General features: G+C 73.8%; 15 protein-coding genes. 6 read left to right on the top strand and 9 right to left on the bottom strand.

Going from position 1 to position 19,589, the window contains the following annotated elements:
• The first annotated feature begins 319 nt into the window (after nucleotides 1-319).
• Nucleotides 320-1,336 carry a LysR family transcriptional regulator gene (locus ACH4DX_RS17670; RefSeq protein WP_398155746.1) on the top strand — a complete coding sequence of 339 codons (1,017 nt, stop codon included), beginning with the start codon at nucleotides 320-322 and terminating at the stop codon, nucleotides 1,334-1,336.
• On the opposite strand, the gene ACH4DX_RS17665 is transcribed toward ACH4DX_RS17670, so the two are convergent.
• Together ACH4DX_RS17665 and ACH4DX_RS17660 are read right to left on the bottom strand one after the other, a co-directional pair.
• On the bottom strand, nucleotides 1,281-2,582 hold the full coding sequence (locus ACH4DX_RS17665; RefSeq protein WP_398155745.1) for an RNA polymerase sigma factor: 1,302 nt from the start codon (nucleotides 2,580-2,582) through the stop codon (nucleotides 1,281-1,283). The two genes, ACH4DX_RS17670 and ACH4DX_RS17665, sit on opposite strands and share 56 nt — an antisense overlap.
• Nucleotides 2,576-2,998, bottom strand: a complete 423-nt coding sequence (locus tag ACH4DX_RS17660; RefSeq protein WP_398118279.1) for a YciI family protein — start codon at nucleotides 2,996-2,998, stop codon at nucleotides 2,576-2,578. The genes ACH4DX_RS17665 and ACH4DX_RS17660 overlap by 7 nt, the downstream gene beginning before the upstream one ends.
• Before the next feature lie 204 nt (nucleotides 2,999-3,202).
• Between ACH4DX_RS17660 and ACH4DX_RS17655 the strand changes: the two genes are divergently transcribed.
• Nucleotides 3,203-4,015: a peptidoglycan recognition protein gene (locus ACH4DX_RS17655; protein WP_398118281.1), complete on the top strand. Its 813-nt coding sequence runs from the start codon at nucleotides 3,203-3,205 to the stop codon at nucleotides 4,013-4,015.
• A 21-nt stretch (nucleotides 4,016-4,036) separates the two neighbouring features.
• Here ACH4DX_RS17655 and ACH4DX_RS17650 read toward each other — a convergent pair whose 3' ends face one another.
• Nucleotides 4,037-4,669 carry a class F sortase gene (locus ACH4DX_RS17650; protein WP_398118283.1) on the bottom strand — a complete coding sequence of 211 codons (633 nt, stop codon included), beginning with the start codon at nucleotides 4,667-4,669 and terminating at the stop codon, nucleotides 4,037-4,039.
• Between the two features lie 243 nt (nucleotides 4,670-4,912).
• On the bottom strand, nucleotides 4,913-5,413 hold the full coding sequence (locus ACH4DX_RS17645; RefSeq protein WP_398155744.1) for a hypothetical protein: 501 nt from the start codon (nucleotides 5,411-5,413) through the stop codon (nucleotides 4,913-4,915).
• Nucleotides 5,414-5,745: 332 nt separating this feature from the next.
• On the opposite strand from ACH4DX_RS17645, the gene ACH4DX_RS17640 reads away from it, so the two are divergent.
• Both ACH4DX_RS17640 and ACH4DX_RS17635 read left to right on the top strand, forming a co-directional pair.
• Entirely contained in the window at nucleotides 5,746-6,594 is an 849-nt protein-coding gene (locus ACH4DX_RS17640) for an isocitrate lyase/phosphoenolpyruvate mutase family protein (protein ID WP_398155743.1), read from the top strand.
• Nucleotides 6,595-6,664: 70 nt separating this feature from the next.
• On the top strand, nucleotides 6,665-8,119 hold the full coding sequence (locus ACH4DX_RS17635; RefSeq protein WP_398155742.1) for an MFS transporter: 1,455 nt from the start codon (nucleotides 6,665-6,667) through the stop codon (nucleotides 8,117-8,119).
• On the opposite strand, the gene ACH4DX_RS17630 is transcribed toward ACH4DX_RS17635, so the two are convergent.
• Entirely contained in the window at nucleotides 8,116-10,275 is a 2,160-nt protein-coding gene (locus tag ACH4DX_RS17630) for an MMPL family transporter (RefSeq protein WP_398155741.1), read from the bottom strand. The genes ACH4DX_RS17635 and ACH4DX_RS17630 overlap by 4 nt on opposite strands.
• Before the next feature lie 147 nt (nucleotides 10,276-10,422).
• Nucleotides 10,423-11,826, bottom strand: coding sequence for a dihydrolipoyl dehydrogenase (gene lpdA / locus ACH4DX_RS17625; protein WP_398118291.1), 1,404 nt, complete (start codon nucleotides 11,824-11,826; stop codon nucleotides 10,423-10,425).
• A gap of 313 nt (nucleotides 11,827-12,139) precedes the next feature.
• Here lpdA and ACH4DX_RS17620 point away from each other — a divergent pair, with 313 nt between their 5' ends.
• Complete coding sequence (locus ACH4DX_RS17620) at nucleotides 12,140-13,081, top strand: TauD/TfdA dioxygenase family protein (protein ID WP_398155740.1); 942 nt, start codon at nucleotides 12,140-12,142, stop codon at nucleotides 13,079-13,081.
• 54 nt (nucleotides 13,082-13,135) lie between these two features.
• On the opposite strand, the gene ACH4DX_RS17615 is transcribed toward ACH4DX_RS17620, so the two are convergent.
• From ACH4DX_RS17615 to ACH4DX_RS17605, 3 genes are all read right to left on the bottom strand, one after another.
• Nucleotides 13,136-13,759, bottom strand: a complete 624-nt coding sequence (locus tag ACH4DX_RS17615; protein ID WP_398155739.1) for a GNAT family N-acetyltransferase — start codon at nucleotides 13,757-13,759, stop codon at nucleotides 13,136-13,138.
• A 245-nt stretch (nucleotides 13,760-14,004) separates the two neighbouring features.
• Nucleotides 14,005-14,454, bottom strand: coding sequence for a subtilase-type protease inhibitor (locus ACH4DX_RS17610; RefSeq protein ID WP_398155738.1), 450 nt, complete (start codon nucleotides 14,452-14,454; stop codon nucleotides 14,005-14,007).
• Nucleotides 14,455-14,919: 465 nt separating this feature from the next.
• Complete coding sequence (locus ACH4DX_RS17605) at nucleotides 14,920-18,519, bottom strand: AfsR/SARP family transcriptional regulator (RefSeq protein WP_398155737.1); 3,600 nt, start codon at nucleotides 18,517-18,519, stop codon at nucleotides 14,920-14,922.
• 22 nt (nucleotides 18,520-18,541) lie between these two features.
• On the opposite strand from ACH4DX_RS17605, the gene ACH4DX_RS17600 reads away from it, so the two are divergent.
• The gene (locus ACH4DX_RS17600; protein ID WP_398155736.1) at nucleotides 18,542-19,573 is read left to right on the top strand and encodes an NAD(P)-binding domain-containing protein; all 1,032 of its coding nucleotides are present in this window, start codon (nucleotides 18,542-18,544) and stop codon (nucleotides 19,571-19,573) included.
• The last annotated feature ends 16 nt before the right edge of the window (nucleotides 19,574-19,589 follow it).

Genomic DNA, 19,589 nt, shown 5'->3' with positions numbered 1-19,589 from the left:
AACGATGAAATAGGCCAGTGCGTTCCCTCGTGGCTGATCTTCTGTGCTGTGATCTGCGCCACAAGCGACACGAAGGCCACAGACGCCACCAGTGCCGCAAACGTCACCAGCACCGCAAACGTCACCAGCACCGCAAACGTCACCAGCACCGCAAACGTCACCAGCACCGCAAACGTCACCAGCACCGCAGATGCCTCAACCGGCGCAAGTGCCGCAGGTGCCTCAGGAGCCGCAAGGTGGCACACGAGCCCATGAGCCCACGAGCCCACAAGCACAGGCGCCAGGGGCGTGCCCCGTGCCGGGCTATAGCTTGGGCCCCGTGACGCTCGACGACCTCCGTGTATTCATCGCCGTCTGCCGCGCGGGCAGCCTCAGCGCCGTCGCGCGTGACCTCGCCTGTACGCAGTCGGCGGTCAGCCAGCACGTGAAGCGCCTGGAGAGGGAACTCGCCGTCAGCCTCCTGGAGCGGCACCCGCGCGGTGTCGTCCCCACCTCGGCGGGCCGCATCCTGCACGCCGCCGCGGCGGACGGCATCGGCGGCATCGACCTCGCCCTGCGCCGCCTCGGCGACCTGGTGCGCGGGGAGAGCGGCGCCGTGCGTGTCACCACGGGCGCGACGACCGTACGGCACTTCATGGGGACGGCGGTCGCCCGGTTCCGGGAGCAGTACCCGCAGGTCACGCTGGAGTTCCAGACGGCGAGTTCCAGCCGGGCCTGCTTCGAGGCGCTGGCCGACGACGACCTGGACCTGGCGTGGGTGACCGTCGGGGCCCCGGTGCGCGGCATCGAGCAGCGGCCCGTCGCCGCGCTGCCCTGGGTGCTCGCGGTGCAGTCCGGCGACCCGCTGGCCACCCGGCCGCACGCCGACCTCGCCGACCTGGCGGCGGCACGGCTGATCAAGCCCCCGCAGGCGTCCACCTCCCGCGTCCAGCTCGACGCGGCCCTCGCAGACCTGGACCTCGATCCCGCGGGCCACACCAGCGTCGCCGACTGGGACACCGCGCTGCTGCTCACCGAACTCGGCGTCGGCCATGCCGTCGTGCCCGCCCTGCCCGCCCTGCGCGCACAGGGGCCGCCCGGTCTCACGCTGCTGCCGGTTCCGGCCCTGCCGCCGCTCTCCGTCGGCTGGGCCGTGCGCCGCTGGGACGCGCTCAGCCCGCCTGCCCGCGCCTTCGCGGACCTGGTGACCGCCGACTGTGCCGAGGGCGGGGCGCGGCGGGGCCGGGGCGGCGCGGGGCCCCGCGCGGACGCCGTACCGGTGCCCGCGCAGGGCTCCCCGCTCAGGGCGCGAGACGTGCCGCCCGCATCTGGAGGTAGCGGGACTCCGGCCTGCTGAGGGTGCGCCGGGCCGCGACCTGGTAGGCGGCACGCGCCCCTTCGAGGTCACCGGCGCGTTCGAGGAGGTGTCCGCGTACCGATTCGAGCCGGTGGTGGCCCGCCAACCGCTCATCGAGTGCCGACAGTTCGCCGAGCCCGGCCCGCGGACCGCGCACCATGGCCACCGCGACGGCCCGCCCCAGCTCGGCCATGGGCTCCGGGGTGCGGCGCACCAGGATGTCGTACAGCGCGAGGATCTGCGGCCAGTCGGTGTCGTCGGCGCGGGCCGCCTCGTCGTGCAGGGCGGCGATGGCGGCCTGCACCTGATAGACGCCCGCCGGGCCCTGGCGCAGGGCCTCCTCCACGAGAGCGGTGCCCTCTTCGATCGCCGCGGCGTCCCAGCGGGAGCGGTCCTGCTCGTCGAGCGGGACCAGTTCGCCGTGCGGTCCCGTGCGGGCGACGCTGCGCGCTTCGGTCAGGAGCATCAGCGCGAGCAGGCCGGTCACCGCGCCCTCGCGGGGCAGCAGCCGGCGCACCGCGCGGGTGAGCCGGATGGCCTCGCGGGCCAGGTCGGCGCGGTGCAGGGCGGCCCCCGACGTCGCCGTGTAACCCTCGTTGAAGATCAGGTACAGCACCTGGAGCACGGCGGCGAGGCGGCCGTCGCGGTCGGCGGGGCCCGGCTGCCGGAACGGCGCGGCCCGCACCTTCTGCTTGGCGCGGCTGATGCGCTGCGCCATCGTGGCCTCCGGGACCAGGTGCGCCCGGGCGATCTCGGCGGTCGTGAGGCCGCCGACGGCCCTCAGCGTCAGCGCGATCTGGGCGGCAGGGGCGAGCGACGGGTCGCAGCACAGGAACAGCAGGGTGAGGGTGTCGTCCTGCGAAGGGGCGCGGGCCTCGCCGGGCGGCGGTGCCGTGAACGCGTCGCGCGGAGCCAGCAGGGCGGCGTTCTCCTCGCGCCGCCGCCGGGCCGCGTCGCTGCGCAGCTGGTCCGTGAGGCGCCGGGACGCCACCTTGATCAGCCAGCCGCGCGGATTGTCCGGCACCCCGCCGTCCGGCCAGGCGCCGGCAGCCGCGAGCAGGGCTTCCTGCACGGCGTCCTCTGCCTCGTCGAAGTGGCCGTAGCGCCGCACGAGCGCGCCGAGGACCTGCGGTGCGTGCAGGCGCAACAGGTCCTCGACGTCACCACCGGAACGCACCGCCGCGGGGGCGGGGGCCACCGACGTGCGCCCGCCCCGCGCCCCGGTGCCGGGTGGATTGCTCAGCATTCCGGCCCGTCACTGCCGCCCTCCTGGATCGGCCTGATCACCACCGGCGGCGTCGGGGAGCCCGCGGGCACCGGACACTCGTTGATCCGCTGCGCGATCTCCGTGACCCGCTCCAGGCTCGCGCAGTCCAGGACCCAGTACCCGGCGAGTACTTCCTTGGTCTCGCCGTAGGGCCCGTCCGTGATCACCGGGCGGCCGTTGTCGTCGATGCCGACGAGCCGGGTCTGCGCGGGCTCGGTCAGGCCCTGGCCGTCGACGAACTCGCCGGATTCGGACAGGTCGTCGTTCAGCTTGTTCATGAACGCGAACATGTCCTGTAGTTCCTTCTCGCTCCACGCCGGGCTGTGCGCGGAGGCCTTGCCGCTCATGGCCTCGTAATCGGCCTGGGAGCCCTGCACCATCACCAGATACTTCATGACCGCACTCCTTGGCTGCCTCGTCGCCCCTCATGGGCAACTTTCACAGGGGACGTCGGAGCGGGCGACTCGATCTCGACAACTCCTGCGACGTTCCTCGAAGATTTTTTTCCGGCGGCCGCCGGGGCAGGGTACGGGCCCGCGGGTGACCCGATCGGCGGACCCCGCGGGGCGGACCGTCGCGGCCACCGCGAGAGTGGGGCCATGTGTGCCTTGCGGGACTCGGTGGCGGGGCGGCTGCCGCGTGCCGGGCGCGCGGTCCTCGTGTGCCTGCCCGGCCTTGCCGCCGTGGCCGCCCTCGTGCTGTGCGTCCTCGGAGTCGAGCGGGCGGTCGAGGACGGCGGCCCGGGGACCGCCGCCCGGTCCGCGGGGCACCGCGCCGCCAGACCCGCCATCGTGCCGCGCGAGCGGTGGCTGGGTGACGCGCGGCCCGCGAAGGCACCCGCCCGCTACGGTGCGCCCGTGGTCGCGGTCTTCGTCCACCACACCGACTCGCCGAACGGGTACGACTGCGCCGACGTGCCGCGCATCATCCGGGCGCTCGCCGAGGGGCAGACCAGGGCCCGCCTGTTCGACGACATCGGCTACAACTTCCTCGTCGACCGCTGCGGCACGATCTACGAGGGGCGCGGGGGCGGCGTCGACCGGCCCGTCGTCGGCGCGCACACCCAAGGGTTCAACCAGCGCACGGCCGGTGTCGCCGCGATCGGCACGTTCACCGCGGGGATGCCCGTGCCCGCCCCGATGGCGGAGGCCATCGCCGCGCTCGCCGCGTGGAAGCTCGGCCTCGCCGACGCCGACCCGCGGCGCACGGCACGCCTGGTGTCCAGCAACAGCCTCAGCAGGTTCCCCGCGGGCGCCCACGCCGACTTCCAGGCGGTGTCCGGACACGCCGACGGCTACTCGACGCACTGCCCGGGCGCGGCGCTGCGGGCCGAACTGCCCGCCATCAGGGAGCGGGCGGCGGCCCTCCAGGGCAGGACGTCCGCACGGGCGGCGGTGGCCGGGCCCGGCTGAACCTGCCCGCACGTCCGCGGGTCAGCGCGCGGTCGCGTACACGATGAGGTTGTCCACCGGGTGGCCCTGGGCGTCGAAGGCGCCGTCGCAGGTGATCAGGCGCAGGGCGCGCGAGCGGGTGCTGCCGTACACCTTCTTCGTCGGGAAGGCCTGCTTGTCGACGGTCTCGGTGCCGGTGACCTCGAAGTGCACGGTCTTTCCGCGGGAGTCGCGTACGGCGATGTCCGCGCCCGCGCGGACCTTCTTCAGGTCGTGGAAGACGGCCCGGCCGAAGCGGGTGTCGTTGTGCCCGATGATCACGGCGGCGCCGCGCTCACCGGGCACGGCGCCGCCCGTGTACCACCCGGCGGTCATCCCCTTGTCCGGCGGCGGCACCTCGACGGTGCGGTCCGCGTTCAGGCCGAGCCGCATCAGGGGGCTCCGGACGCCGATGGACGGCACGGACACGTGCACCGGCGCGGCGCGCCCCGCGGAGCGGTCGGAACCCGCGGGGGCCGCGGATCCGCGCGGCTCGTTCACCGCGTACGTGGACGGCGACTCGGCGCGTGCGCCGCCCGCCGAGGAACAGCCGCTCACGGCGGCGCAGACGAGCGCGAGCCCGGCGGCCGCGAGGGCGGCGGCGCGGGGCGCCCGCCGGTGGGGTGCGAAGGACATGAGGGCTCCGGGAGCGGGCGCCGGCCCCGGGGACGCAGGGGCCGGTCCTGACGAGGGGTCTGGGACCGGGGGCGGGTGAGTCCCGGCCCGGTCCGGCGAACGGCACCGTCCGGCGAATGGCACCGTCCGGCAGTCGGCACCGTCCGGTGGCGGCCGACGCCGTCCGGTGTCCCCGCCGGGAGCCGCGTGGCGCGCCCGGCGGGGACACCGTCGACAGGGACGGGGAACGGCGGAGGCGGGCGGTCAGCCCTGGTGGCGCACGGCTGCGCGGCGCCGCAGGACGATCGTGCCGGCGCCCGCCAGCAGGGCCATGCCCGCGGCCGAGCCGATCAGGGTGTTCGTGCTGTCGCCGCCGGACGCGGGGCGCTCGCCCGCCGCGACGGCGCCCTTGGGCGCCCTCGCCTCCTCGGCCGCTTCCTTGTGGTCCTCGGGGGCCGCGGGCTTCGGGGTGGGCTTGGCCGACTCCGCGCGGACGACGGGACGGTCGCCCGCGTCGACCCCGCCGCGCGGCGGAGCCGGTGCGGGCTTGCCCTCCTTGAGGGCCTTGTCGGCCGCCTCCCGCTTCCTCGCCACGTCCTCGGGGGCCGGGGCGGACGAGGGGGGCGTCGACTTCGGCTTGGGCGTCGCGTCGCTGGCGAACGCCGACGCGGTCGGAGCGGCGAGCACTCCGCCGGCCACAGCGGTGGCTACGGCGACGGCGCGCAGATGCGTGCGACGCTCGGGACGACGGGCATGGCGGGACATAGGGGCTCCATTCCAGCTCTGACTCGGACGGACCCGGCGCCGTGGTCGGTGGCGCCGGGCCTCTGCACAGGCTGGCGTGAAGTTGTGAGGAAGCTGTCAGGTTCCTGTTGGCGTCCGATCAGCGTGCGGAACGAGGCCGTCTCCGTGCCGCACGACGCCGACTCCGTGCCGCACGGCACCGTCTCCGTGCCGTGACGAGCAGTAAGTCCGTGAAGACAACATCAAGTACGCGACGGCCGCACCGTGTACGCGACGGCCGCACCAACTCCATGCCGACAACCCCACCTCTGGTCCGCGGAGCCGTTGTCAGAGCCTTCTGGCACAGTGCGCCCATGGACACGACCGACCGGTACGCCGCCTTCCGCGCCCTGCACCGCTCCGGCGCCCCCCTGTTGCTGCCCAACGCGTGGGACCACGCCTCCGCCGCCGCCCTGGCCCGTGCGGGCTTCCCCGCCATCGGCACGACGAGCCTCGGTGTCGCGGCCGCCGCGGGCAAGGCGGACGGCGCCGGTGCCGCTCGGGCGGAGACGCTGCTCCTGGCCCGCGGCATCGCGCGCCTGCCCGCACTCGTCACGGTCGACATCGAGGGCGGTTTCGGCGAAGGGCCCAAGGACGTCGCCGAGCTCGTGCGTGAGCTCGCCACGGCGGGCGTGGTCGGTGTGAACCTGGAAGACGGCAGACCCGACGGCACGCTGACCGCCGTCGGCCCGCAGTGCGACCTGATCCGCGCCGTGAAGGAGGCCGCGCCTGAGCTGTTCCTGAACGCGCGCACGGACACGTACTGGCTGCGGGCCGGAGGCGAGCGGGAGTCCCACGAGCGCGCCGCCGCCTACAGCCTGGCGGGCGCGGACGGCGTGTTCGTGCCCGGGATCCAGGACGAGGCGGTCATCGGCGGACTGGCGAAGGCCCTCGACGTGCCGCTGAACATCCTGTACGCGCCCGGAGGCCTGTCGCCCCGGCGCCTCGCCGAGCTGGGGGTGCGGCGCGTCAGCAGCGGCTCGCTGCTGTTCCGCGCGGCGGTGCAGCACGCGGTCGACGTGGCACGGGAGTTCACCCGGGGCACCGTGGGCGCGCAGGGGCTGCCGACGTACGCTGAGGCGCAAGCGCTCGCCACGGCGTTCGACGGCCACGAAGGCACCGGGGACGCGGACGGGCCGGGCGACGCGACCGTCCGGGGCTGAGGCTCCGGCGGGCGGGCAGGGCCGGGTGCGGGAGGGGAGCGGCGGGCCCACCGCCGGATGGGGGAGAGGCATGGCTCGGCGTGGCACGTCACGGCGTCCGCAGCCGACGGCGGAGCCCGGGGCCGGGCAGCCGTCGCCGTGGTCCGACCACAACTACCGCCTCTTCCTCGGCCTCCAGGGACTCTCCGCGCTCGGTGACTCCTTCTCGCACGTGGCGATCCCGCTGCTCGTCCTGCACCAGACCGGTTCCGTGGCGCAGATGGGCCTCGTCACCGGGCTGACCGGCGTCGCCTCCCTCGCGACGGGACTGTTCGCGGGGATCGTCGCCGACCGGGTGAACCGGCGCCGCCTGCTCGTCGTCACCGACGTCGCGCGCTGCGTGCTGTTCGGCCTGATCCCGCTGGTGTGGCTGTTCGCGACGCCGATCTGGCTGGTGTACGCGGTCGTTCCCGTCGCGGGGGTGTTCGCGATGCTCTTCCAGGTGACGTACGTGACCGTGGTGCCCGCCATCGTCGCGCCCGGCCAGATCCTGAAGGCCAACAGCCATCTGTACGGCACGTACGCCGTGGCGAGCGCGGGTGGCCCGATGCTCGCGGGCCTGATCGCCGCGGCCTTCGGGCCCGCCGCGGCCATCGGCGTGGACGCCGGTACCTTCGCTGTCTCTGCGGTCGGCATCCTCTTCGTACGGATCCGCACCACCCGCCCGTCCGAAGCGTCCGGCACGGTCGGCATGACCAGCACGGCTAGCACGACCGGCACGGCCAGCACGACCGGACCGACCGGAACGGCCAGCACGAGCGGAACGACCGGCCCGACCGGCCTGACCAAAACGACCAGCACGACCGGCACAGTCGGCGCGGACGTCGCGGCCCACGAGCGGAGCACCCCGGCGGCCGGACTCCGCGGCGTGCGGCAGGAGTTCCTCACCGGGGCCCGGTTCCTGTGGCGCCACCCGGTCCTGCGGCCCCTGACCGTGCTGCTCGGTCTGCTCACCTTCCTCACCTACGGCGTCACCGACGTCCTCATCTACCGCGTGCGGCACGACCTCGGGCACGGCGCGGGCACGGTGGGGTACGTGCTGACCGCGGGGACGCTCGGCACGCTCGCCGCGACGTTCGTGGTCGCCCGGCTGCGCGGGCGGCTCGGGTTCGGCCCCAGCTGGATCGGCGCGCACACGCTGTCGGGGGTCGCCCTGGCAGGTCTCGGTCTGACCGGCAGTGTGCCGGTGCTCGCCGTGCTCGCCGCCTGCATGCTGTTCTGCACCGGCATCGGCGGCATCAACTCCATGTCCTTGCGCCAGGAAGTGACACCTGGCCATCTCCTGGGCCGGGTCACCTCCTCGTTCTGGACGATCCACAACGCGCTGGGCCCGGTCGGCGCGGCTGCCGTCACCGCCGCCGTCGCCGCCTGGGGCGTGCGCCGGGTGTGCCTGGTCGTCGGCGCCTGCGTGGTGGCCGTGACCCTGAGTGGAACGCTCACCGGCGTAGGCCGCGCGCGGACGGGGCGAACCGGGGAAGCGGCCTAGGGCCGGTCCGGCGGGCCCGCGGACCGGGTGGCGGATCCGGCGGTGCCCGCGCCGCGCCGCGGCTTCTCGTCCCCGTGGCCGGGCCACCACGCGGCATGCCCGATGAGAGCCGTCAGGGCCGGGGTGAACAGCATCGCCATGACGAACGCGGCGATCACGATGCCGAAGGAGAGGGAGAAACCCATCTGGGAGAGCGTGGAGTTGCCCGCGAGCATCAGGGTGGCGAAGGTACCGGCGAGGATCACACCGGCCGAGCCGATCGTCGGCCCCGAGTGGCGTACCGCGGTGCCCGCGGCGTCGTGCGGACTCCGGCCCTCGCGGGCCTCCTCGCGCAGCCGGGAGACCATCAGGATGTTGTAGTCCGTACCGAGGGCGACCACGAACAGGTACATGATCACGGGCAGCATGAACATCAGGCCCGGCTGGCTGCCGATCCGCTGGAACAGGATCGACGTGGCGCCGAGCGTCGCGCCGAACCCGAGCGCCACCGAGAGCATCAGGTACCAGGGAGCCACCAAACTGCGCAGCAGCAGGCCGAGGATCACCATGATGGCCAGGGCCGCCACCGGGAAGACCACCGAGTAGTCGCGGTCCACGGCCTTGTTGATGTCGACGTACACGGACGTGATGCCGCCCACGAGGGCCTCGGTGCCCTGGGGCGCGTCGGCGTGCGCCGCGGGCCTGAGCTGCTTGTCGATCGTCGCGAGGGCCTCGTCGGAGGCGGGCGGGTCGGCGAGCACCACGGAGTACGAGGCGGTGGTGCCGTCCTCGCTGACGCGCGCCCGCGCCACCTCGCCGACGCCCTCGACGGACTGCAACCGCTCGCGGAAGGCGGCCGGTTGCCCCGCGGCGAGCGGCCCGTCACCGCTCGACGTCAGATACACGAACGTCGGGTCCGTCGAGCCCGCGGGGAAGCCCTTCTCCAGGTTGTCCTGCCAGACGATGGACTCCTTGTCCTTGGGCAGCGAGGAGCCCGCGAGGTCGAAGTTGGCCTTGTAGCCGAGGGCGCCGAGCGCGAGGGCGCCCATGAAGAGGGCCGAGACGACCGTCCACACGGCGGGCCTGCGGGCGATCGACGTGCCCAGCTTGGCGAAGCCGGTGCCCTGCGGCTCCCGCTGCCACGACTTGGACGGCCAGAAGACCTTCGTACCGAGCAGCGACACCACGGCGGGGACCAGGGTCAGCCCCGCGAGCAGGGTGAGGAACACGGCGATCGCCAGGGCCGGGCCCATCGAGCGCAGCATGCCGAGCGAGGACAGCGTCAGGGCGGCGAAGGCGACGATGACCGCGCCCGCCGCCGAGGTGATGGCCTCACCGACGCGCTCGACCGCGTGCACCATGGCGCCCTTGGCGTCCTCGCCCGAGCGCAGCGCCTCCCGGTAGCGGAACAGCAGGAACAGGATGTAGTCCGTGCCCACGCCGAACAGGACGACGGTGAGCAACTCCTGGATGGAGGAGTCCGCCTTCATGTCGAAGGCCTTGTTCGCGGAGGCGATCAGACCCGTCGCCATGGGCGAGATCAGCCCGATCAGGACCACGGGGAGCAGGGCGATGATGGGGCTGCGGAAGATCACGAAGAGCAGCACGACGATGATCACGACGGTCCCGACGCCGACGAGGATCCCGGCCCGCTCGGAGGCGTCGCTCTCGTCCAGGGCCTGCGCCGCCGAGCCCGTGATGCCGGCCTTCAGGTCGGTGTCCTTCAGCTGCGGCCCCAGGTCCTCGCGGAGCTGTTCGACCGCGTCCTGCTGGGTGGTGTCCTCGGGGTCGGTGACCTTCGGCATGGCGACGACGGCCGTCTGCACGAGCTTGTTCGGCGACGCCTGTCCTGGCTCGACGGCCTGGACGTCCTCGATCCTCCGCCCCGCGAGGTCCTTGGCGATACGGGCGACGTCCGCCGAGTCGGCGGCGGTGATCTTCTCGCCGTCGGAGCGCTGGAAGACGATGATCGCGCCGATGTTCCGCTGCTGGGGGAAGTCCCGCTCCTGGAGGTCCGACGCGCGGATGGACTCGTAGTGGTCGGGCAGGAAGCTCGCCTCGTCCGAACTGGAGGTGAGCTTCGGTGCCAGCGAGATCACGGCCCCCGCGGCGATCACCCAGGCGAGGATGATCCACCAGGGGCGGCGAACGACGAAGCGGCCCAGGCCTGAGAACATCGGCAGCTGCCTCTCCTCGGCCCCCGAGGCACAGCACATCCTGCCCAGGATCGGCCGGAGCAAGCGCCTGCGCCACTTGGGGGACCCCGGTACGACAGGGGGAACGGCGGCCCCGCCGCCCGTGGGGGAGTGCGGGGCCGCCGGCCGTCAGAAGTTGATCATGTGTCCGGCCAGGCCGTGCACGGCCTCCTTGACGGCCTCGCCCAGGGTCGGGTGGGCGTGGATGTTGCGGGCCACCTCGTGCACCGTGAGGTCCCACTGCTGGGCGAGCGTGAGCTCGGGCAGCAGCTCGGTGACGTCCGGGCCGATCAGGTGGGCGCCGATGATCTCGCCGTGGGTCGCATCGCTGATGATCTTGACGAAGCCGACCGTGTCGCCCAGGCCGTGCGCCTTGCCGTTCGCCTGGAACGGGAACTTGGCGACCTCGACGTCGAAGCCCTTCTCCTTGGCCTGCGCCTCCGTCCAGCCGAAGCTCGCGATCTGCGGCTGCGAGTAGGTGGCGCGCGGGATCATGGGGTAGTCGAGCTCCATGGTCTCGGCGTCCCCGATGGTCTCGGCGGCCACGACGCCCATGGCCTCGGCGGTGTGCGCGAGCATCAGCTTCGCGGTGACGTCACCGATGGCGTAGATGTGCGGCACGTTCGTACGGCAGCGGCCGTCGATGTCGATCGCGCCGCGCTCGGTGAGGGCCACCCCGGTCGCCTCCAGGCCGTAGCCGGTGACGTTCGGCGCGAAGCCGATGGCCTGGAGGACCTTGTCGGCCTCAAGGACCTGCTGGGCGCCGTCCTTGGCGGTGACGGTGACGCGGACCTGCTCGCCGGACTCGTCGATGGACTCCACGCGGGTCGAGGTCAGCACGTCGATGCCCAGCTTGCGGTACTGCTTGGCGAGTTCCTTGGAGACGTCCGCGTCCTCCAGGGGGGCCACGCGGTCGAGGAACTCGACGATGGTGACCTTCACGCCGTAGTTGTGCAGGACGTACGCGAACTCGATGCCGATCGCGCCCGCGCCCGCGATGACGACCGAGCGCGGCAGCTCGTCCGCGAGGATCTGCTCCTCGTAGGTCACCACGCGCTCGCTGCGGCGGGTGCCCGGCAGCAGCCTCGGCGTGGCGCCCGTGGCGATGACGCAGTTGTCGAAGCCGATCGTGGTGGTCGTGCCGTCGGACTTCGCCACCTGGAGGGTGTTGGCGTCCAGGAAGGTGCCCCGGCCGTCGAACTCCGTGATCTTGTTCTTCTTCATCAGGAAGTGGACGCCCTTGACCCGGCCGTCCGCGACCGTGCGGCTGCGCCGGAACGCCTCGCCGTAGTCGAAGGACACCTCCCCTTCGACCTTGATGCCGTACGTCTTCGCCTCGTGCGTGAACAGGTGCGCCAGCTCCGCGTTGCGCAGCAGCGCCTTCGTCGGGATGCAGCCGACGTTGAGGCAGACCCCGCCCCAGTACTTCTCCTCGACGACCGCCACGCGCTTGCCCAGCTGGGCGGCGCGGATCGCGGCGACATAACCGCCGGGGCCTGCTCCGAGCACGACGACGTCGAAGCGCTCATCCATGGGGTGGTCCTCTCTGCATGGCACAGCTGTCTGGTACGGACGCCCCGATCATCCGTCATCCGGACGTCGCGGCGTCGGGCGACCCCAGTCAACACCTGTTGACCCGGCGGTGTCCGCGCCCCACAATGGCCGACATGATCCAGCACCTGTCCGCCGCCCTCGGACGTTGCAACGTCCCGTGGCGGTGCGGGTGCGAGCGGTCGGGCTGTTGACGCGGCACCTCGTTCCTGTGCCGCGCACGCCTTCTGCGTGCTCGTGAACCGCGCCCTCGTGCGCCCGTGAACCGTACGCCCGACCCGTGAGGACGACCGCCATGACGGCAGTACCCGTTTCCCCCGCCCCGACGGCGCTCCGCGAGGCCCGAGTGCCCGCCGACGGCATGTACGAGGGCCGCCGCACCCTGCGCAGGCTCCCCGACGACCGGCCCGGGCGTCGCTACGAGCACATCGACGTGGTGCCCCAGGGCCGCGTCATCGGCGCCGAGATCCGCGGCGCCGACCTCTCGCGTCCGCTCGCCCCCGCGCTGCGCGAGGAACTGCACCGCGCCCTCCTGGAGTGGAAGGTGCTGTTCTTCCGCGGCGCCCACCTCACCTCCGACGAGCAGCGCGCCTTCGCCCGCGCCTGGGGGGAGTTGGAGACCAATCCGCTGCTCGCGCGCGGCGCCGCCGACGACGTCGTACGGTTCGAGAAGGGCGGCACCGCGACGCCCACCTTCGAGAACGTGTGGCACGCCGACGTCACCTTCCGCGAACGGCCCGCGCTCGGCGCCGTGCTCCAGCTCCGTGAGGCCCCGCCCGTCGGCGGCGACACGATGTGGGCGGACATGGCCGCCGCGTACGACAACCTCCCGGACGACGTCAAGGCACGCGTCGACGGCGCGAGCGCCGTGCACGACTTCGTCCCGGGCTTCTCCCGGTTCTACGGACCCGGGCAACTCGCCCCGTTCCAGGACGCGTTCCCGCCCGTGGAGCACCCGGTCGTGCGGACGCACCCGGAGACCGGGCGCAGGACGCTGTTCGTGAACACGTCCTTCACCACGCACATCGTCGGCATGGACCGCGCCGAGAGCGACCGTCTGCTCGGGTACCTGGTGCGTCAGGCCCATGTGCCCGAGTACCAGGTGCGGTGGCGTTGGCAGGCGGGCGACATCGCGTTCTGGGACAACCGGGCCACCCAGCACTACGCCGTCGACGACTACGCGCCGCACCGCAGGGTGGCGGAGCGCGTGGCCATCGCGGGCGACCGCCCCTTCTAGCCGTTCCGGTGCCCTCCTCCTGCTGGCCGCCTCCCGCCGTCCGCGTGTCCGCCTCTAGCCGTCCCGCTGCCCGCCGTTCGCGCCGTTCGCCTGCCCGCCGCTCGCCTGCCCGCCGTTCAACGTGAGCCGCCACCTGATCTCGCCGTCGTGCCGCTCGTCGGTGGGCGCGAGCCCGGCGGCGCGGGCCACGGCGGCGGACGCGCCGTGGTCGGGACGGATGTGCGCCAGGAGGTGTGTCACCTCCGGACGGCCGAGCAGCCACGTCACGAGGGCCCGGGCCGCCTCGGTGGCGAGGCCCCGGCCCTGCCACGGCGTGCCCACCATCCAGGCGATCTCGGCCCCGTGGCCGTCGCTCCCGTCCTCGCACCCGTCCTTGCTCCGGCCGGGACCCCCGGGCCGTACGGTCGCCTGTACGGTGCCCGCGAGGCAGCCGTCCGCCGACACCCGCAGGACCCAGTTGCACCAGGAGACCCGGGGGTCGGGCGACCCCACGACCATGCGCGTGTAGCGGGCCCGCAGGGCGGTCACGTCGTCCGGGGCGCCGCCGATGAAGGTGTGCAGGGCCGGGTCGCCGAGGACCGCCGCCATCTCGTCGGCGTGCGCGACGCGCAGCGGCTCCAGCGTCAGCCGGTCGGTGGTGATCGGTTCGGCGACAAGGCGGTGGCTCGTGGTGCTCATGTCACCATCATCGCGCAGTCGTACACGTCGAGCCGTCCGCCCGCACGGGGACGGCATTGTGCGGCCCCCGATGCTCGGGACATCGGGGGCCGCGTGCCCCGGCTCCCTCCCCCCACGAAAGGGTGGCCGGGGTGTCTGTGGGCAGAACGGCGGATCCTTCGGAATCGTGCCCCTGCCGGATGTACCGCCAGGAGCCGTCCGGTGACGGATGTACCGTCAGGAGCCGTCCAGCGACGGAAGAGCCGTCAGAAGTTCAACAGGGTGGTGTTCGCGAGGCCCGCCCTCATCTCGCACGGGTTGCCGAAGGTGGTCGTCCAGGCGACGTGCTTGCCCTTCCACACCCCGGCCGCGGAGACCACGACCGGGTTCCACTCCTGCGTACAGACGGCCGTCGGAGACGCGTCGACGAGCGTGTCGAACCGTGCCTGCACGGAGTTGAGTTCGGCGCACGCGGCCCTCGGCGCCGGGTGGGTGCCGGAGGCCTTGGGCGCACAACTGAGGGTGACCGCTCGCTGGACCGTGGCCGTGGCGGCGTCTTCGCCCTGGCCGACGGTGAGCACCAGGTCCGACGGCGCGTACAGGCTCCTCGGTCCCGGGGTCGCTGCCCCGGCGGCGCCTGTCGCGACCGCCGAGACGGTCAGGACACCGGCGGCCACGGCGGCGGCCGCGCTCACGGTCTTCGGGAGGTGACGCACTTTGACGCTCCTTCGATGCGGGTTGGTTGGAGATTCTTGTGCTTCTGCATTTCTGCACTTCTGCACTTCTGTAACTTTTGTACTTCTTGTGTTTCTTGTGGTGGTGCTGCGCGTTTCCTGAGGATTGCGTGCCCCGGGGGTGGTTGCGGTGGGGAGTCTTGCAAGTGCGCTGAGTGAGCGGCAACCGGATGGTCGATTTCCGGATGGATGCGTTCGCCGAGGTGGCGTCGAATGGCCGTTCGGGCAGCTCAGAGCGGTCGGGGGTGGTCCGCGAGAGGCGTCCAGAATGTGGACACGGGTAGGTGGTATAACCCAGAACAACCCTCTGACCAGCGAAAACGAGCGGTTGGTATTTTGCATCGGTGTGGCGTTCGACCGGAAACCAGTGCTTGACCCAGTAGGTGCGGGCGAGTTAAGCGGCAGGTGTGGCTGGTGGGGCCAGTGCGTCTGAGGAGACCGGTCCGTCTACGGTGCGCTCGGTACGTGGGGTGGTTGACCTGCGGTTCCTTGGGGCTCGGCGGCGTCGGTTCGGGGGGCGGCGGGCGCGCGGTGTGGCCGGGACGCGAGGTGCCGGGCAGCCTCGGGCCGCAGCTGTCCGCCCTCGTCGAACGCGGTCGTGTACGCCTGGTAGCCCAGCTGGGCGAGTGCGGCCGCCGACACCCGGTCCACGTCCCGCCGTTCGCCCGCAGGGAGCGGCGTGCCCACGGAGGCCCGCGCCGCGGCGGCGGCACCGAGCAGGGCGGCGGCCGTGCGGTGCTCCCCGGCGGCGGCCTGCGCCCCCGCGAGGCCCTCCAGGGCCAAGGCCTGCGCCCGTGCGTCCCCGAGGCCGGCGGCGACGTCGAAGCCCTCCGCGTGCAGCGCGTGTGCCGTCGCCGCGTCACCGCGCGCCTCCGCGACGAAACCCAGTTCGGCGAGCGCGAGAGTGACCCCCGGGCCGTAGTCGGCACCGCGGAACCGGGCGAGCAGCGCGCGCATGTGCCCTTCGGCGCCCGTGAGGTCGCCCTCCCTGCGGGCACCGAGGCCGAGGCCGATCCGTGCGTCCAGCTCGCCGGAGCGGAAGCTGTGGTCGCGGGCCAGGCGCAGCGCCCGCTCGTGCGCGCCGCGGGCCCCTGCGAAGTCCCCTTGGAGCAGCGCGATCCGGCCGAGCCCCGACAGTCGCTTGGAGGCCTCCGTCCACAGGCCGAGGCGCTCCGCGATGGCCAGTCCCGCACGGTGCAGGCGGTCGGCGCCCGCGTAGTCGCCCGCGATCTCGCTGAGCGTGGCCAGGGGAAAAACGGCTTGCAACTGCCCCCACTCGTCCCCGAGCGCACGGAAGATCCGGTCGCTGCGCTCGCTGTCACGCCGGGCGGCGTCGAGATCGCCGTGCGCGAGGGCGTGCCGGGCCCGCACACTGAGCGCGGCTGCGGTGCCCCAAGGCTCGCCGAGCGCCTCGAAGGCACCGAGTGCCTCGTCCACCAGCCGCTCGCCGGCACCCACGGCGCCCGCACCCATCTGGGCGGAGCCGAGGATCCACAGGGCGGTGGCGCGGCCGAGGGGGTCGTCGAGTGCGTGCAGCGCGGCCAGGGTCTCCCGCAGGAGGCGGGCGGCCTCGTCGTCCGGGCCGGGGTTGTCACTCCCGCCGGAAGCACCGGCCCCGGCGGCCACCCCGTCCCCCGTACCGACGCACGGGTCGGCGTACGCGTCCACCCCCGCGTCGGTGGCCTCGCCGCCCTCGCGCAGGGAGATGCCGGTCCGCCAGGCCAACGCGAGCACCCGTGCGGCGGCAGGGTCGGTCGCGTCCGCGTGGCCCGGGGCCGCAGGGCCGCCCGGGCGCGGGCCGGAGTCCGGGCGCGGGCCGGAGTCCGGGCGCGAGCGCGATCCCGACCCCGCGCCCTCGGTCGCGCGGAGTGCCGCGTCCAAGGCATGGCGTGCCTCTGTCGTACGCCCCCGCAGTACCCAGTACCAGGCGAGCGCGTTGACCATGACCAGGGCGCGTCCGGTCGCGCCGTGGGCGAGTGCGGTGTCGAGGGCGCGGCGCAGGTTGGGGCTCTCCTCGTCCAGGCGGTTCAGCCACTCGCGCTGGCCGGGGCCGCGCAACGACCGGCCTGCCCGCACGGCCAGTTCGGCGTAGTGGACGCTGTGCCGCTCGCGTACGCCGTCGAACTCGCCCGCCGCGCGGAGCTGTTCGGCGCCGTACTCCCTGACGGACTCGAGGACGCGGTACCGCGGCCCCTCCGGCCGGTCGGCCGCCACCACCAGGGAGCGGTCCACCAGGCGGGACAGGAGGTCGAGCACCTCGGTGTCGGGTACGTCGCCGCCCGCGCCGACGGCCCGCGCGGCGTCGAGCTCCCAGCCGTCGGGCACGGCGAGCCTGCGCAGCAGGGCACGTTCGGGTGCCGTGAGCAGCGACCAGCTCCAGTCGATGACGGCGCGCAGGGTGCGCTGCCGCGCCGGGGCACCGCGGAAGCCGCGGGCGAGCAGCGCGAACCGGTCGTCCAGGCGGGCCAGGAGCCCGTGCACGCCCAGCGTGCGTACGCGCGCCGCGGCGAGTTCGAGGGCCAGCGGCAGCCCGTCGAGCCGTACGCACAGCTCGGCGACCGCCTCCGCGTCGTCCGCGCCGAGGTCGGCGTCCGGGTCGAGCCCGGCGCGCTGCCGGAACAGCTGCATGGCGCCGTCCAGTTCGAGCGGCGGCACCACCCGTACGCGCTCGCCGCTCACGGCGAGCGGTTCCTGGCTGGTGGCGAGGACCGTGAGGTCCGGCACGGCACGCAGCAGCGCGCCCACCGCATCGGCCACCGCGTCGACGACGTGCTCGCAGTTGTCGAGCACGAGCAGCAGCCGCCGCCCGCGCAGCGCCCGCGTGAGGCGTCCGAGGGCCGCCGCCGGGGCGCCGGGCTCCTCGTGCAGGCCGAGCACGCGTGCCACCACCTCGGCCACCGCGTCCGGGCCCCGCCCGGACGCCGCGTCCAGCGTGGCGAGTTCGGCCAGCCACACCCCGTCGGGGAACGCGTCGGCGACCTCGCGGGCCGCCGCGACGGCGAGCCGGGTCTTGCCCACGCCACCGGGCCCCGTAAGCGTCACCAGGCGGGTGGCGCCGAGGAGGCGGCGTACTCCCGGTACGGCGTCGTCCCGGCCGACGAGCGCGGCGACGGGCGCCGGGAGGTTGGTGCGGAGGACCGGTGCCGCGAGGGGCGCGGGCTCGGCGTCGGGGCCGGGCGCGGGGGAGGGTTCCCGGCGGTCGGCGGCGGCATCGGCGGGCGTGGAGGCAGCCGTGGACGCGGGGGCGGGTGCGGGGCCTCGTGCGGGAGGTGCGAGTGGGTATCGGGGTGCGGGTGGGGCCAGTTCCGGGTCCTGGCGCAGGATCGCACCGTGCAGCGCCACGAGTTCGGCGCCGGGTACGAGGCCCAGCTCGTCGGAGAGACGGCGGCGCAGCTCCTCGTACGCGGCGAGGGCCTCCGTCTGCCGCCCGGAACGGTACAGCGCCCGCAGCTGCGCGGCCCGCAGCCGCTCCCGCAGCGGGTGGCGCACGACCAGGTCGGCGAGGTCCGCGCCGAGCGGCCCGTGCTCGCCCGACTCCAGACGGGCCTCGGCCCGTTCCTCGACGGCGGTGATCCTGTCCTCCTCCAGGCGGCCGATCGCGCCGCGCGCGAAGGCGTCGTCGGCGAAGTCCGCGAAGGCGTCGCCGCGCCACAGGGCGAGCGCCTCGCCGAGGAGCCGCACCCGCGCGGGCGCCCCGTCCGAGGACCGCGCCCGCTCCAGGAGCAGCGCGAACCGGCCGGTGTCGACGGCGTCCGCCGCGACGCGCAGCGCGTACCCGGCGGGCCCCGAATCGACGAGCGACCGCCCGCCCGGCTCCGCACGCCCGAGCACCCCGCGCAGCTGGGACACCTTGCCCTGGAGCGCGTTCGCGGGATGGTCGGGCAGCTCGTCGCCCCACAGCCCGCCGATCAATCGGTCCGCCGACACCGGGTGGCCCGGGTGCACGAGCAGCTGGGCGAGAAGCGCGCGGACCTTGGCCCCCGGGACGGCGACCTCCGTACCGTCCGTCGTCCACACGGCCAGCGGACCGAGCACCCCGAATCGCATGCCGACGACGATAACCCGCCGGATGAGCACCCCGACCGGCACCTTCGGCCGCACCGGAGACGGACCACCGGCAGCCCACCGACAGCCGACCGGCAGTGAACCGGCAGCGCCCGCCCGCACGGTGATGACCAGACGCCGGGCACACCGCCCGGCACCGCTCCCACCGGAGGCCGTCGCCATGAACGCCACCACCCCCGAGCCCACGTCCGTCGCCGTCATCGGGCTCGGCAACCTCGGCCGGGCCCTCGCCCGCACCCTCCTCGACCAGGGGCACGAGGTCACCGTCTGGAACCGCTCGCAGGACAAGGCGGACGACCTGGTCGCGCGGGGTGCCACCCGGGCGGCGACCCCGGCCGACGCGATCCGGGCCAGCGACCTCGTCCTCATCTGCGTACTCGACTACACCACCGCCCGCGACCTGCTCACGCCCGCCGCCGGCGCCCTCGCGGGCCGCGTCGTCGTGAACGTCACCTCCGGCACCCCGGAGCCCGCCCGCGAACTCGCCGCCCAGGTCACCGGCGGCGGCGCCGCGTACGTGGACGGCGCCGTCTACGCGATACCGCAGACCATCGGCACACCGGCGGCCTTCGTCCTCTACAGCGGGGACGAGGAGGCGTTCGCCCGGTACCGGACGCTCCTGGAGACCCTCGGCACGGCGGAGTTCGTCGGCGCCGACGCGGGGCTCGCGGCCGTCCACGACGTGGCGCTGCTCAGCGGCATGTACGGGATGTTCGCCGGGTTCTTCCAGACCGTGGCCGTCAGCGGGTCCGCGGGCATCGAGGCGGTGCGGGTCACCGAACTCCTGGTGCGCTGGCTCAAGGAGGCGATCGCCGCGCTGCCCGCCTTCGCCGCCGAGATCGACGCGGGGGACTACCGCACGCAGACGTCCAACCTGGACATCAACGCGGTGGGCCTCACCAACATCCTCGACGCCACCAGGGCACAGGGCGTCGGGGTCGAATTGCTCGCCCCGCTGCACGCCCTGTTCGAGCAGCAGGTGGCCGCGGGCCACGGCGCCGAGAGCCTGGCCCGCACGATCGAGTCCCTGCGGTAGGCGCGCCCGAAGGCCG

It is taken from the genome of Streptomyces sp. NPDC017940 (assembly GCF_044328435.1).
GTDB lineage: Bacteria > Actinomycetota > Actinomycetes > Streptomycetales > Streptomycetaceae > Streptomyces.
The sequence above is the reverse complement of the archived record's forward strand: the minus strand, read 5'-3'. Positions and strand labels throughout refer to the sequence as shown.

Excerpts from the sequence above, each read along its gene's own strand:
- ACH4DX_RS17665 (WP_398155745.1), bottom strand. The coding sequence starts at position 2,582 with ATGCTGAGCAATCCACCCGGCACCGGGGCGCGGGGCGGGCGCACGTCG.
- ACH4DX_RS17660 (WP_398118279.1), bottom strand. The coding sequence starts at position 2,998 with ATGAAGTATCTGGTGATGGTGCAGGGCTCCCAGGCCGATTACGAGGCC.
- ACH4DX_RS17655 (WP_398118281.1), top strand. The coding sequence starts at position 3,203 with ATGTGTGCCTTGCGGGACTCGGTGGCGGGGCGGCTGCCGCGTGCCGGG.
- ACH4DX_RS17650 (WP_398118283.1), bottom strand. The coding sequence starts at position 4,669 with ATGTCCTTCGCACCCCACCGGCGGGCGCCCCGCGCCGCCGCCCTCGCG.
- ACH4DX_RS17645 (WP_398155744.1), bottom strand. The coding sequence starts at position 5,413 with ATGTCCCGCCATGCCCGTCGTCCCGAGCGTCGCACGCATCTGCGCGCC.
- ACH4DX_RS17640 (WP_398155743.1), top strand. The coding sequence starts at position 5,746 with ATGGACACGACCGACCGGTACGCCGCCTTCCGCGCCCTGCACCGCTCC.
- ACH4DX_RS17635 (WP_398155742.1), top strand. The coding sequence starts at position 6,665 with ATGGCTCGGCGTGGCACGTCACGGCGTCCGCAGCCGACGGCGGAGCCC.
- ACH4DX_RS17630 (WP_398155741.1), bottom strand. The coding sequence starts at position 10,275 with ATGTTCTCAGGCCTGGGCCGCTTCGTCGTTCGCCGCCCCTGGTGGATC.
- lpdA (WP_398118291.1), bottom strand. The coding sequence starts at position 11,826 with ATGGATGAGCGCTTCGACGTCGTCGTGCTCGGAGCAGGCCCCGGCGGT.
- ACH4DX_RS17620 (WP_398155740.1), top strand. The coding sequence starts at position 12,140 with ATGACGGCAGTACCCGTTTCCCCCGCCCCGACGGCGCTCCGCGAGGCC.
- ACH4DX_RS17615 (WP_398155739.1), bottom strand. The coding sequence starts at position 13,759 with ATGAGCACCACGAGCCACCGCCTTGTCGCCGAACCGATCACCACCGAC.
- ACH4DX_RS17605 (WP_398155737.1), bottom strand. The coding sequence starts at position 18,519 with ATGCGATTCGGGGTGCTCGGTCCGCTGGCCGTGTGGACGACGGACGGT.
- ACH4DX_RS17600 (WP_398155736.1), top strand. The coding sequence starts at position 18,542 with ATGAGCACCCCGACCGGCACCTTCGGCCGCACCGGAGACGGACCACCG.